The following is a 13,715-nucleotide window of genomic DNA, read 5'->3' on the forward strand; positions in this document are numbered from 1 at the left end:
TCATCCCTCCCTTTCCACGGCTTGAACCATGGGCAGATAAAGGGTTGCGGCAAGGTCTTTGAAAAAGTTGTCCCGGGCCTGCCAGAGGGCATCAAAATCAGGAAAGGTGCGCTGGAGATAAGGGTCATACCCAAGCTCTCCCCTTGCGTTGAACCCGTCGCCGGCATAGACCCTGGCGGCATCATTTTTTGCCCGTTGTTCATCCTTTGCCATCAGGGCCGCAACATAGGCCACCCCGGTCTTTGCCGTCACGGGCAGCGGCCGGGCAAGGCCCTGCCTGAAAACAGTCAGGATATCCATGAGGACACTGAATGCAGCGGCTTTATCAAGGGGATGAAAGGCGGCCACGGCATCCGGGGCGATCAAATGGCTCGTAAGGTCAATGCCCATGGCGCACCCGGCAACATGGCTGATCCAGAGGGGAACCAGGGGATACAGGAGCAAGAGCTTTCCCCCCTTGTCCAGAATGTTACGGGGATAAAACTGCTGCCTTGCAAATTGAGGCAGGATGGCGCCAGGGTCATCGAAATCCGTGGTAATCATATTATCCAGCCAGTCGTCCAGCCGTATTTCTGGCCAACCGTCCTGTTCAATAACAAGGGCGATCTCCATGGGGTCACAGGCCCGGGGCCAGCGTTCCGCAAGGCTCCCATAACGGGTGAGCATGGCAATCACAGGGGCTGTAAGGTTTTTTGCCGCAAGGGTGCCAAACCCTGCCATGGGCAGTTCACCCGTACGGGTCAGGCGATCGGCCGCTTCAACCACAGCGGCTTCAACAACACAGGGCCCGCCCCTTCCAGGGTAAAGTTCAGGGCTGACACCTGCTGCAAGCCCTGCTGAAAGAAGGGTGGCGCCAAGGTTAAAGGGGGCAAGCAGGTCCAGGGCAAAGGGTTCATGATCCAGGTTTTCAAGGCTGATATCGTCAAAACGGATGGACAGGCAGTGGTTATAAAAGAATTTCACCGGGTTTTTCATGAATCCGATCAACGGGCTCAGGGTAAGGGCGTCCACACAAGGAGGGGTCTCCAGAAATTCTTCCCGGGGCTGATCTTCCCTCCGGCCAAGGCAGTTCCGCCACTCCTGGGCATAGGTGAAAAGGGGGGCTTCCGGGCTGGAAAAATAGGCCCGGCCAAAGGGCTGGAGGGGATGGATCGTGGTGAGGTGATCCAGCAGGCCGGAACCTTCATAGTTGGGTTGCCCGGATTCCGGGCACTCCGATCCCAAACGTTCCGGTTCTGAGCACTCCGATTCCGGACGTTCCGGCTCCGCACACCCGGGTTCAAGGGTCCAGCCAGCGTCGATGTAGTCCCTGAGCTGGCCAACAAGCACTGAGGGGGTACGTTCGCCGTTGTCCCGGACATCTCGTCCCACATGGCTCAGGTAAAACGTTTCCCGGGCCGAGAGCAGGGCCTCAAGAAAGAGGTAACGGTCGTCCTCCCTTGTGGAACGATCACCTGGCCGGTACATGCCAGGTTCAGCCATCAGATCAAAATCCAGGGGGGGATGGCTTCTGGGAAAGGCCCCGTCGTTCATTCCCAAAAGGCAGACCACCTTAAAGGGGATGGCCCGCATGGGCATGAGGGTGCCAAAGTTGACCATACCGGCAAGAAATTTCTGGGACACACCCTGGACAGCCATTTTTTCCAGAAAATAGTCCCGCACCACGCACAGGGTCAACTCCTGGTCAAGGTCTGCCTGGGTGCATGCGTTAAGCCAGTCGTCAAGCACCTGGTCCATGCGGTTGAGAACCAGGCGTTCAGAAGCGTCCACGGGCTCAAAAAAATCCCGGGCAAGGGTTCTCAGGATCAGGCACCATCTTTCCGGACAGGCCGAAGACTGAAGGGTCGTCCAGAGGGCCTCAAGGCGTTCCACAACCCCGGCTACAAGCCCCACAAGGTGGGCCTCAAGCCCCCCTATTTCATCATAGGGTTCAATGTTGTGCCATGCCTTATTGTTACCCACGGCATAGCCAAGCAGCATTCGGTTGAGCCCAAAGGCCCAGGTGGTCTGGTCAAGATCCGGGGGCAGCCCGAAAGAAGCGCGCTGGGATTTGTTCAACCCCCAGCTGATACCCGCCCCCTTTATCCACTGGAACAGCCGTGGCAGATCCGTCTCCTTAAAGCCGAACCGTCGTTGAAAGGCCGGAACCTCTAGTAAATCCATGAGGTCCCTTGCTGCCATGCGAAGATCGGGCAGATGGAGCAGTCGTTCAAGGGCCTTTACCAGGGGCACGCTCTTCTTGCCTGGATGGTCTGCAATGGTAAAGGGGATGAATCGCGGGTCATCCAGGGAGAGGTTGCCGAACACGGCCTCAATATGGGGGGCATAGCCCTCGATATCCGGCGTCATCACGACCACATCCCTGGGAAGGAGGTTGTCAAGGGTCTCAAAGCTGTGGAGCAGCTGGTCCTGGAGGATCTCCACCTCACGCTGGCGGCTGTGGGCCACCTGGAAGGTGATGGTTCGATCCCCCCTGGCAATTGGCCGTCGGGATTCATTGTCTGGTGCAGAAGGTTCAAGGTCAAGGATGGCCTGCTGAATTTCGTGCAGGAGCGTGCCCCGGGTATCCTGAGCAATCACATCCCGGAAGAGATCGATTTCGGCAAAATTTTTTCGATAGGTTTCAGGGGTGTCATAGCCGTAGACAAGGCCGATATAGTCCCTGCCCTGCTTGCCCCAGGCCGCAAGCAACGGATTGGCATGGCGGTATACGTCAACCGGATCAAGGGGTGTCGGCATGGTCGCCTTGCCCGAATGACGGGCATGGTCAATGCGCAGAAGCTCTCGGTCCTCGATGATGTCAGCCCAGAAATGCCGACAGGGGTTGTTCACAAACAGCAGCACCTGGCACAGGTGGGAAACGGCGTACAGGGTTTCAAGCACCTGCTTGGGCAACGAAGAGATGCCAAACACGATCACCCGTGGCGGCAGTATCTCCGGCCGGACCCTTGTATCTGAAGCCTTTTGAAGAAATGCCTGGTGAAGGTCTGAACGGCCGATATTTCGAAGCGATGCCGGCACCCGTGCCCTTAACCTGCGCCACAACTCAGCCTGCCAGGCGTGCTGGGGGGGTATGTCCACCCATTGTCCCCCTCCAGTGAGGAGCTGGTCCTTTTCCCCTGCCCACTGCTTGAGCCAGTCGGCCCGGTAGACCTGGTATTGGTCAAAAAGGTCGGCAAGACGGCAGGCCAGTTGGTACTGTCTTCGCTGGTCTGTGTCGTTTTCAAGGAACCGGTTCAGGGGTGAAAAAATGTCGTCAGTTAAAAGGGTCGGCAGAATGGAAAAAAAACGCCACACCAGGCGTTCCCTGTCATAGGGAGAATCCGTTGGAATGGTGTCATTCCCGAGGATGGCGCGGTAGGCGGTCCAGACCCAGGTCCCGGGCAGCTGGGTCTCAATGCCTGCGCTGATGCCGCACCCATCGTCGGCTGCAACGGCAAGTTTGAGCCACTGGGCCATGCCCTTGCTCTGGACAATGAACTGTTCGGTTTCAAGCACTCCCAAAGGATGTGTCCTGACCCAGTGAACCGCCACATCTCTCAAATCTTCAAGGTGATTGGCATGGATGATGGAAAGCCCGGGCAGGAGTCCGGGTCGGCTGTCATGGGGTTGAGTGCCCATTGTTTATTCTAAAAAAAATCTCCTTAAAAAATTCAGTGCCACATGGAATCAGGCGCATATTCTTCCCATAGCCAGAGCCGGTTGCGTCTAAAGAACGGCAACAAGGAGAGCCTGTCCCCGAGGGTTTACTGTCCCCGATGGCTTGCAATCTATAAACAAACGGTCTGTGTGTCAACCGATAGAATTGCTGTCACGGTATTTGATGAATACAATTGGACTTTTAGTCCGGGTTGATGGTATCAACACCCCATAGATTACACCTTAAATTGTTATTTTTTACCAGGAGAATGCCATGGGACTGTTTAGCTTTTTTTCGGGAAAAACGCCTGAAGCCATAGAGGCAAAGGGGGACCAGCTGGTTGAACGCAACGCCTTTGGCCCGGGAAAACTGGAATATGAAAAGGCCGCGGCCCGAAACCGGGTCAGCCCAAGCAAGGACCCTGATTTCACAGGCCGCATTGAACAAAAGATTGGTGCAGCAAAGCACAGCCTTGCCCTTGAGCACTTTAACAGGGCCCAGGAGCTTGTGGAGGCCGGTTGCTTTGATGATGCAGCAGACCGCCTGGATCTTGCAGCGACATTGACCACAGACACGACCCTTCTGGACGCAATCCAGGCCATGGGGAACAAAAAAGATATGCCTGTCCAGCACCCGGCCAAAAATGGCACTGGCACACCGGATAATGCCCCGGATCCAAACGGGCCGGTTCCAGATGAGATCTATTCGAATGAGCCGTATTCGGATGATATTCTGAATGATGGACTGGATGTGGATGAAACCGAGGTCTTCGAAGCCCTGGTCAATGCCCTTCCCCCCGAAGAACAGGCCGCATATCCCCTTTATGGGCCCAACTTTATCAAGGGGTTTGTGTCCATGAACCAGGGAGATTTTCAAGGGGCATCAACGGCCTTTACAACGGCCCTGGACGAGCACGGCAGTCAAACCAGCTTTGTCCATCTTGAACTTGCCACCTGTCTTGTCAACCTCAACCAGGCTGACCAGGCAAAGGACCTTGTTCTTGAATTCATCGACGCCTTTCCCACCTCTGTGAGGGGCTGGCAGATCCTGGGCGAAACCCTGTGGAGCCTGGAAGAATTTGACCAGGCCCTGGATCGTTTTGCCGCCTGCCCCGAATCCATCACCCAGACCACGGACATGGAAATTTTAAGGGGAGAAACCCTGATTCGATCCAACCGGATCAAGGAGGCCCAATCCCTGTACCAGGGCCTTTTAAAGGCTGGCAACCGGGACGACGCCATTTTAAGGCACCTTGCCATGGCCTGTGAACGTCTTGGGGACCATCGCACAGCCAACGAACTCTACCTTGAACTCATCAACCATTGTTCAAGGTGTGGGGCAAGACCCGATGACTCCCTGCGTCTGCGGTTTGCCGAAACCTGCATAACCCTTGGAGACTATTCCGACAAGCTACTTGACATCTACCTGGACCTTGCCGTGAAGGACCCTGAAAACAAGGGCCGTTACTTCCAGCGGGTAAGCCAGATATATGCAGCCCTGGGAGAAGAGACCCAGGCCCAGCGTTTCAATGGGTTTGCCCGGGAAAATTCACACCCCCAGGAGTAGGCTTTTCCCAACAAGGCTCTACCAGAATTGGGCCATGCACCAGAAGGTTATCAACAATCAGACAGGGGATCTACCCATCGAGGGGAGGTAAACACACGCTCCCTGCCTGCAATGGGATCCATGAACCGGACCTCCCTGGAAAGCAGCATCAGGGGATGTTCCCAGTCGTCACCTTGCTTGGGCAGAAGATCAGGATAGCATCGATCGTTTTCTATGGGGAAACCCAGGGATGCAAGGTGAAGGCGCAACTGGTGCTTTTTACCTGTTTGGGGATAGAGCCGAAAAAAGGCCCTGTCACGGTCTGCCCCCACAAGTTCCAGGCGGGTTTCGGCATTGGGCCTGCCCGGAACAATTGTGTTCCGGAACCAGGGCTCACCCCTTTCAATACGATTGACAATCACAGACGGCAGATGGGGGAGCGTGCCGGGCCTTCGGGTAACGGCCTCGTAGGTCTTTTTTACCTTTTTCTCCATGAACAAATGCTGAAAGGCGCCCCTGGTTTCCGGCTCAACCGAAAAGAGCACCACACCGGCGGTCTCCCTGTCCAGGCGATGGATGGGTACAATATCTGGATTGGAAAAACGAATTTTAAGGCGGTTTAAAAGGGTCTCGTTCACATGGGGACCCGATGGCACCACCGGCAGAAAGTGGGGTTTGCACGCCGCAATGAGGTGATCGTTGTGGAAAAGGATCTCCTCCTTAAAGGGGATCAGGGGTTCAGTTTCAACCTCGCGATAGTAAAGGACCTTTGACCCGGGAATAAGGGGTGAGGAGATGTTAAAAGGGGTTTTATCCTCTTGGATGACACGACTTGCATTAATTCGCCGCACCCACTCCTGCCTGCCGATCCAGGGAAATCTGGCGTCAAGAAAATCCAGGAGAAGAACAAAACCTTCAGGGTTTTCCCGGGGCACTGTTACCGTTGAGGGTGAAACTGAAACAACCATTAGATCAGCCTATCAGGCAACGATCTGGGGCCAGTCCGGGGTGTCATCGTCAACCCACAGGTAGCTCCACTGGACCCCGTCAAGCAGCCCGTCTGTGAACATGAAGTTGCACTCAAGGGCGCCCACATTGATGACCATCATGGTGGGATCAAGCTCATCGGCCTCTTCCAGGTAAAAGTAAGATTTTCGCTTCAGATACTGTTTGATATCAGCAACGCTCTTCCCGATGATCTTTTCGTTGTCCAGGGTGGCGTCGGGGTGGGAAAGAATGATGGTTCCGAGCTTGAAATCCTCTGATCCCTCAAAGCTCAAGGCAATGTCTCCTTCACCATAATACCAGGTGATATACTCTTCGTCTTCAAACTCTTCTTTTAACTCTTCCTTTGGCTTACCAAAATAATCCCTGCATTCATCCATGGTTGCACCAAAATGGATTGAGCCAAGCCCTCTCCCTGGTTTTATCGTAGAAATGTCCTGCATTTTATCTCCTCATTTGTTCTAAACAGACTCAAGGTAAGGGACTCAGAAACAAACAATTCATAGATCTTGCCTGTCTTGCAGCTCCATATTGGTGGATTTATTTACATCTGAGACCCTAAGCAAACAGCAAAACCACGGGAAATCCCCCATGGTCATAGGCTTCTATTACCATGTTTCCAGTCCAATGCCAATAAATTTACGCCATGCATCCATGGGGTCAGGTAAATCATGAATTCCGCATTGTCCGTCGTGTGGCAGGGGCGCTTCTTGGATCATCGGGCCAGAAATGTTTGGGGTATCTTCCCTTGAGTTCCTTTTTAACCTGGGCGTAGGTGTTGTCCCAGAAGCTTGCAAGATCCTGGGTGACCTGAACGGGCCTCTGGGCCGGGGAGAGCAGATGGATGGTAACAGGCACCCGTCCCATGGCAACCGTCGGGGTGGTGGTACAGGCGAACATCTCCTGAATGCGGACCCTTAAAACGGGCGAGTCAATGCATCCACTTGCTTGTTCCCCATAGTCAAGCAAGATTTTTGACCCACTAGGCACAAGGAGATGGGAGGGGGCGTGGCGCTCAAGGAGGCGGTGTTCGCCATGGGTTAACAGGGACAGAAGAGGGACCTTAAGGTCCATCCGTTTGACCCGGGACATTGAAAGAGCCGTTCCCATGAACGGTACAAACCAGCGCTCCAGGCTCTCTTCCAGAACCTTGTCCGACAGGTCTGGAAACCCTTCATCACCAAGGATCCTGTTTAGAAACACCGCCCTTGCCTGGAAGCGCCTCAACCCAGGAGTCCAGGCAAGAATGCCCACCCCCTGGTCACGGATACCCTGGAGGAGCCCCGAAAGGATCAATTCCGGATTCGGGTTTTCCAGGGCGTGGCTTGAAAGAACAAGCCCCATGTAACAGCGTTCCTTCACAGCCTTCACAGCCTTTGCCGATGCATCCCAGAAGACCCGATCAACGACCTGGATATTCTGCTCAAAGGTCTGCTCAAGTTCAGTCCGTGAAATCGGAGCGGCCATGAAAATTTTGGCATTAGTATTTTTCCCATCCACATGGGCGGCAACGATCATCTCCTCCCAGGCCAGAGGATCGGCCTTGGGAAGGATTCCCCCCCGGCCCGATGCCAGGAGAAACCGACCGTCCCGGGAATTGCGGTTCATGGCGACCCGCTCGGGATAGGCAAGGGCCAGAAGGTTTCCGGCCCTGTTGGGATCAACACTCTCATCTTTAACGCCAAGGGTGTGCCTGAGTTTTCCAGCGATTTTCCTGACCCTTGCCAGGGTCCCCCCCTTGAGTGATCTATCCCGAATGGACCTAGGGTCAGATACAAGAAGTTCCACACGCAAACGGAGGTCGGCATCCCAGGCGTTGTTCGTACGGACCATAAAATCGGGCTCCTGGACAATGGCTGCCACAAGGCAGGCAAGGGCTCCCATTCCCATGGCTTTGCCCGTCAGCAGCATATGGCCAAGCCTTGGGTGCACCCCGAGACCGGCAAGTGCTCGCCCATGGGCCTTGATCCTTCCCTGGGCGTCCAGGGCACCTAAACGCACAAGAAGCGTTCGGGCCTGGTCCATTGCAGCCTTTGGGGGCTGATCCAACCATTTGAGTTCTCCTGGATCACGAACCCCCCAGAGGGCAAGCTCCAGTGCAAGGCCGGCAAGATCAGTGTTGAATATTTCCGGCCGGACATTCTCAGTTCTATCCCCCTGGGTTTGCCTTGACCAGAGCCGATAACAGATGCCGGGTCCTGTCCTGCCCGCCCTTCCCCGCCGCTGGTCCACCGACGCTTTGGATGCATCAAAGGTTTCAAGGGCGGACATCCCGGTCCTTGGGGAAAACCTGGGTTCGCGCACCAGGCCTGAGTCAACCACCACATGGACCCCTTCAATGGTGAGGGAGGTTTCGGCAATGGCCGTGGCAAGGACAACCTTTCGTTGACCAGCCCTGGCAGCCTGGATGGCCCTGTCCTGATCCTTTTGAGTAAGGTTGCCGTGGAGGGGCAGGACACTGACGCAGGCGGAAAGCTTACTGGGGTTTAAAAGGGCTGCCGTGCGTCTGATTTCACCGACACCAGGCAGAAAGGCCAGAATATCCCCCCTGTCCCGGGCAAGCGCATTCAGGATCACACGGGCCATGCGAACCTCAAGGAATTCGTCTTTTTTTGCCCCCGGACCGGGTTCAAGGTAACGGGTATCAACGGGAAAAATTTTTCCCTGGGATTCCACCACCCCGGCCCTGCCCATGAGCTCGCACAGGGGGGCGGCCTCAAGGGTGGCGGACATGACAACGATCTTGAGATCCTCACAAAAGGCGCCCATGGCATCAAGGCAGAGGGCAAGCCCGAGGTCTGAACTTAAATTGCGCTCGTGGAACTCATCAAAGATGACAAGACCTGTGCCCAGAAGACCTGGATCACTCTGTATCCTGCGGGTCAGTATCCCCTCGGTGATCACCTCAATGCGGGTCTTTGGTGATACCTTTCTGTCCATGCTGATGTGATAGCCAACGGTTTGCCCCAGGGGTTCATGGAGAAGATCTGACATGCGGCTGGCCGCAGCCCTTGCGGCAATGCGCCTGGGTTCAAGTACAAGGATGTTTCTGTGGCCAAGCCAGGGCTCGTCAAGCAGGGCCAAAGGGACCCGGGTGGTCTTACCTGCACCAGGCGGAGCCTTGATAATCACCCGCTGATTTGTCATCAGGGCCGCTTTAATTTCGGGCATTACCCGATCAATTGGAAGAAGAACATTTTCCATGGAAGCCTGGGAAGCTGGTAGGGTTAAAATTTAAGTTTTTTACCAATTTGTATCCAAAGCATCTTTTCGATACCTTGACAATTTTGAAAAAAATAAACAATAGCAGAAAACCGCTATTTCTTCAGCTTAAAATCATCTCTTTCTCACAATGGAGATAAAAAAACTGCCTGATTTTTTTACAACTTGCAACCCCAGGTGTCAGCAAGCTTGACGGACACTTCAGATTTCAAACTTTGTAATGGGAGTCTTTTCAGCAACCAGAACCTTGTCAAAGAAATCCAGGGACCCCTCAAGGGTATGACTTGCCGCAACCAGGGTAATGCCGGGACAGGAGGAATGGATGTGATTGACAATGGACGTTACAGACGCTTTGTCCATGGCACTGAAGGGCTCGTCCATGAGCAGAAAATCCGGGTTTAAGATAAGGGCTCTCACCAATGCTGTTTTCTGCTTCATGCCCCGGGAAATCTCATGGGGATAATGATCCTCGTATTTGCCAAGACCGGTCACACAAAGCCATAGGCGATAGCGTTCCTGAATCTGCCTGTCCAGGGGAAGTTTCTCAAGTTCAAGGGGGTATAAAATATTTTGTCCAACGGTCTTATACCAGAACAGGCCCGGCTCCTGGAATACCACCCCTCGTTTTTTACATTTTAAGGCAACAGTACCTGAAAACTCCTTGTCAATCCCAGCCAGAATGGAAATCAGGGTGGTTTTACCCGTGCCCGACGGTGCGGTCAAGGCGACCCGCTCTCCTTGTTTGACGCTGAAACTCAAGCAATGAAGGATGGTCTGATCGTTCCATTTCTTGGTAACTTCAGATACCTTTAGCATAAAATTCCTTTCCACACTGCGGGGTCAATGGCGATCAACCCGGATAAAAATACTTTTTTAAAAAAAAGAAGAAAACAGCGTCGATCATCAGTTGGAACCCAAGAATCAGAACAAGGATGATCATCACATAAAAAAGCACGTCTGCCATGTTAAAATAAATCCTTGCCATATTTATCAGATAGCCAAGCCCGTTGTCTGTTGCGATGAATTCGCCAAGAACGACAACCTTGACCGCCATGGCCATGCCGATTCCGGCATTGGAGCGCATGGCAGGAACAAGCATGGGCAGATAAAGATCCTTTACAAGATGCCGACGTGTTCCGCCAAAGGACAGGATAACCCCCTCCATGGAGGGATTGCGCCGGGCGAGCGCAGCGCCCGTGTTCATGGCGATTAAAGGCGTGGTCAGGACAATGATGAGCATCACAGGGACCTCACTTCCCTGCCCGACCAGCAGCAGCAAAATGACTCCCAGGATGACCCCGGGTATCACCTGGACCATCATCATTGCCCCTTCAACCCAGGGGGTGATTTTCAGCACATGGCCCAGGATGCCCATGGAGGTGCCTGCGGCAAACGAGACCATAAATCCCGCTATCACCCTTAAAAGGGTAATCCTTAAATGATCCAGCAGATCAGGGGTGTACAGGTGATCAAAATCTTCTACAATTTCAAGGGGGGAAGGCAGCACATAGGGCTCAAAAAAAAGCGAGGCCAGGGACCAGATGCCCATAAAGGCCCCAAGGGAGAGAAGGGGCCTAAAAAAATTCGTTAAAGGTTTCATCAAGGGGAGAACCAATGGTCCCATAGTAGTCAAAAACACCGTCTTTCAATGTTTGGCCCGTCATCAGGTGAAACCGGGTACGCTCCAGGGCAACCCTTAAAACATCCAGGGAGAACCCGAGAAGGGGCTGGGACTGTTTAACTGCAAAATCCGGATCCTGGGCGCAAAGAACAATGGCCTGTTCAAGGGCCTGGTTGAACAGAACGATCAGATCCCCATGGGTCCCGACCCAGGTTTTATTGACAAGGGTGCCCACCTGGGGGCAACCGTTGGGATTGCCCGTATAATGTTCCCAAAGACGTGCAAAATCAAGACTGACAAAGAGATCCGACGCTCCCTTCGTAGCCAGGGTAACAAAGGGTTCAGGCAATGGAAGAAAATCAATTTTGTGCATTTTGAGCATATTGACCGAAGCGTCAAACATTGAGTAACCCACAAGAATATCAGTTGTCCAGACAAGCCCCTCCTGCTTTGCAAAGAACCGGCAGATCTCCTCCAGGGGAGAGCCTGGAAAGGGCAACCAGATTTTCTGTCCGGCAAGCTCCCCAAATCCGTTGACGGGCCGGGTGGAGACAAGATAACTCAGCCCTGCCACATGGGAACTGATGATCTTTACCGGCACGCCCTGGTTAAAGAAATGGACACCCACGCTCAGTCCGGTTGAAAGAAGCTGGGCCTGCCCCCTTAAAAAAAGGGCATGGGCCTGGGAGTGATTGTGAAAAACCTTTACCTCCAAATGCTCAAGGCTTTGGGCGGCAAGGATCAGGGGAATGGCGGCCGGGGATGCAGGGACAAGCAGCAGCGGATTCGGGTCGGATTGGGCATCTGCCCTGCCCCTTTCAAGGGGGGCAAGGCAGACAAGGAGAACAAGAAAAATTCTGATAAAAAATATTCTCACGAGCGCTCTTCGATCTCCTTCCATATCTCGTGCATGGAGTGGTTGATCCTTCGCCGACGATCCCTGTAGGTGGTGTGGAGAAGCTCATGACTCTTGTGGCCCAGGGGTTTTTTTAAAAAATCAGCATAAAGCCTTTTTATCATGGGGTTGTTGTGGGACTGGCGGATGGTACGGTTCTTGTCAATATTGTAAATCCCCTGGCTTCGTTCCCGGGCAGTGCCATGGTAGGAGTGCTTGCTCCTTGGCTGTCCCCCTCCACCTTGGCAGCCACCAGGACATGCCATTACTTCCACAAACCCATAGGGGCTGTTTCCAGACTTTATCTCATCCATGAGCCTGCGGGCCTCTTTAAGGGTGTGCACCACGGCGAGTTTTACCTCTCCCAGGGCAGGGCCCAGATCAACCGTTGCCTCCCTGCGGAGGGCATCCCCCCGAAGATCGGTATACTCAACGGCGTCAAGCTCATTGCCCGTCACCAGTTTGTGAACGGTTCTTACGGCAGCCTCCATGACACCGCCGGTGTTGCCGAAGATCACGGCAGCGCCCGAGTAATCGGTCATCCAGGGATTGTCAAATTGAGAATCTTCAAGCTTGGCAAGATCAAGACCCTCACGTTTGAGCAGCCTTGAAAACTCCCTTGTGGTCAACACCACATCCACATCTGGACGGCCGTTTCTCTGAAATTCAGGTCGCTGGGCTTCGCCCTTTTTGGCCGTACAGGGCATGATGGAAATGACCCGTATACGATCCGGATCGAGGTCCATTTTTTCGGCAAGATAGGTCTTGGCCATGGCACCCAGGCATTGCTGGGGAGAACTTGTGGTGGAGATGTTGGGGGTCATCTCAGGATAGTTCTTTTCGACAAAATTGACCCAACCGGGACAGCAGGAGGTAAACATGGGAAGGGTTCCCTTGTTCTTTAAGCGATGAAGAAGTTCGCTGCCCTCTTCCATGATTACAAGGTCTGCGGCAAAATTGGTGTCAAGCACCACGTCAACACCCAGGCGTTTAAGGGCAGTGATCATCTTTGCCTCGACATTTTCTCCCTTGGCCATGTTGAACTCTTCCCCCATAGCTGTTCTCACTGCCGGGGCAAATTGAACCACGGTGATCAATTCAGGGTTGTAAATAAGATCCATGGCATCTTCAATATTGTTACGGCCGGCAAGTGCCCCCACGGGACAGACAAGGATGCACTGGCCGCAGGAGATACAGTCTGACTCGTTAAGGGGCAGGTGATCCCTGACGCTGATTTCAGTTTCAAGACCTTTTTGCGTGATCACCAGGGCGTCTATTCCCTGGATCTCCCGGCACACCTTGACACAGCGAAAACAGCGGATACACTTGCTCATGTCCCTGACTACCGAAGGGGACGAGTAATCCCGGGTACGCCGCTCATAAAATTCAGGATAGTTATATCGGGTCTGTTCAAGGCCCACAAACTGGGCCACATCCTGGAGTTCACAATTTCCATGGCGAACACAGGAGGCGCAATCCTGGTTATGGTCGGCAAGGAGAAGCTCCACTTGAAGCCGCTGCATCTGTCTGACCTTGGGTGTCCTTGTGAGCACGGCCATGCCCTCTTCCATGGGGGTGGTGCAGGAGGTGACAATCCGGTGGTTTACATCATTCCTGCGCTTTATGTCCACCAGGCAAACCCTGCATGTACCCGGTGTATGATCAAGGTCTGCAAGTTCACAAAGGGTGGGAATAAAATGGCCGTTTGCCCTGGCTACTTCCAGAACGGTCTGGTCCTTGCTGAATTCTACCTTTTTACCATTAATGGTTCCTATCATTCCTATGGC

Annotated in this window: 9 protein-coding genes; 1 reads left to right on the forward strand and 8 read right to left on the reverse strand. The window is 53.8% G+C overall.

Annotated elements, in window-relative coordinates; genetic code table 11:
• Nucleotides 1-3,621 carry an exodeoxyribonuclease V subunit gamma gene (gene recC, locus HRM2_RS13120; RefSeq protein WP_015904507.1) on the reverse strand — a complete coding sequence of 1,207 codons (3,621 nt, stop codon included), beginning with the start codon at nt 3,619-3,621 and terminating at the stop codon, nt 1-3.
• Nucleotides 3,622-3,913: 292 nt separating this feature from the next.
• Between recC and HRM2_RS13125 the strand changes: the two genes are divergently transcribed.
• Nucleotides 3,914-5,206, forward strand: coding sequence for a tetratricopeptide repeat protein (locus tag HRM2_RS13125; RefSeq protein WP_015904508.1), 1,293 nt, complete (start codon nt 3,914-3,916; stop codon nt 5,204-5,206).
• A gap of 50 nt (nt 5,207-5,256) precedes the next feature.
• Here HRM2_RS13125 and HRM2_RS13130 read toward each other — a convergent pair whose 3' ends face one another.
• The 7 genes from HRM2_RS13130 to HRM2_RS13160 form a co-directional block, all read right to left on the reverse strand.
• The gene (locus tag HRM2_RS13130; protein ID WP_015904509.1) at nt 5,257-6,153 is read right to left on the reverse strand and encodes a pseudouridine synthase; all 897 of its coding nucleotides are present in this window, start codon (nt 6,151-6,153) and stop codon (nt 5,257-5,259) included.
• A gap of 12 nt (nt 6,154-6,165) precedes the next feature.
• Nucleotides 6,166-6,633: a hypothetical protein gene (locus tag HRM2_RS13135; RefSeq protein ID WP_015904510.1), complete on the reverse strand. Its 468-nt coding sequence runs from the start codon at nt 6,631-6,633 to the stop codon at nt 6,166-6,168.
• Nucleotides 6,634-6,859: 226 nt separating this feature from the next.
• On the reverse strand, nt 6,860-9,394 hold the full coding sequence (gene hrpB, locus HRM2_RS13140) for an ATP-dependent helicase HrpB (protein ID WP_015904511.1): 2,535 nt from the start codon (nt 9,392-9,394) through the stop codon (nt 6,860-6,862).
• Between the two features lie 219 nt (nt 9,395-9,613).
• The gene (locus HRM2_RS13145) at nt 9,614-10,228 is read right to left on the reverse strand and encodes an ATP-binding cassette domain-containing protein (RefSeq protein WP_015904512.1); all 615 of its coding nucleotides are present in this window, start codon (nt 10,226-10,228) and stop codon (nt 9,614-9,616) included.
• A 34-nt stretch (nt 10,229-10,262) separates the two neighbouring features.
• Complete coding sequence (locus HRM2_RS13150; protein WP_041273266.1) at nt 10,263-11,012, reverse strand: ABC transporter permease; 750 nt, start codon at nt 11,010-11,012, stop codon at nt 10,263-10,265.
• On the reverse strand, nt 10,987-11,910 hold the full coding sequence (locus HRM2_RS13155) for an ABC transporter substrate-binding protein (protein ID WP_041273267.1): 924 nt from the start codon (nt 11,908-11,910) through the stop codon (nt 10,987-10,989). The genes HRM2_RS13150 and HRM2_RS13155 overlap by 26 nt, the downstream gene beginning before the upstream one ends.
• The gene (locus HRM2_RS13160) at nt 11,907-13,706 is read right to left on the reverse strand and encodes an NADH-dependent [FeFe] hydrogenase, group A6 (protein WP_015904515.1); all 1,800 of its coding nucleotides are present in this window, start codon (nt 13,704-13,706) and stop codon (nt 11,907-11,909) included. The genes HRM2_RS13155 and HRM2_RS13160 overlap by 4 nt, the downstream gene beginning before the upstream one ends.
• Nucleotides 13,707-13,715: the final 9 nt, after the last annotated feature.

The sequence above is a fragment of the Desulforapulum autotrophicum HRM2 genome, assembly GCF_000020365.1.
Classification (GTDB): Bacteria; Desulfobacterota; Desulfobacteria; order Desulfobacterales; family Desulfobacteraceae; genus Desulforapulum; species Desulforapulum autotrophicum.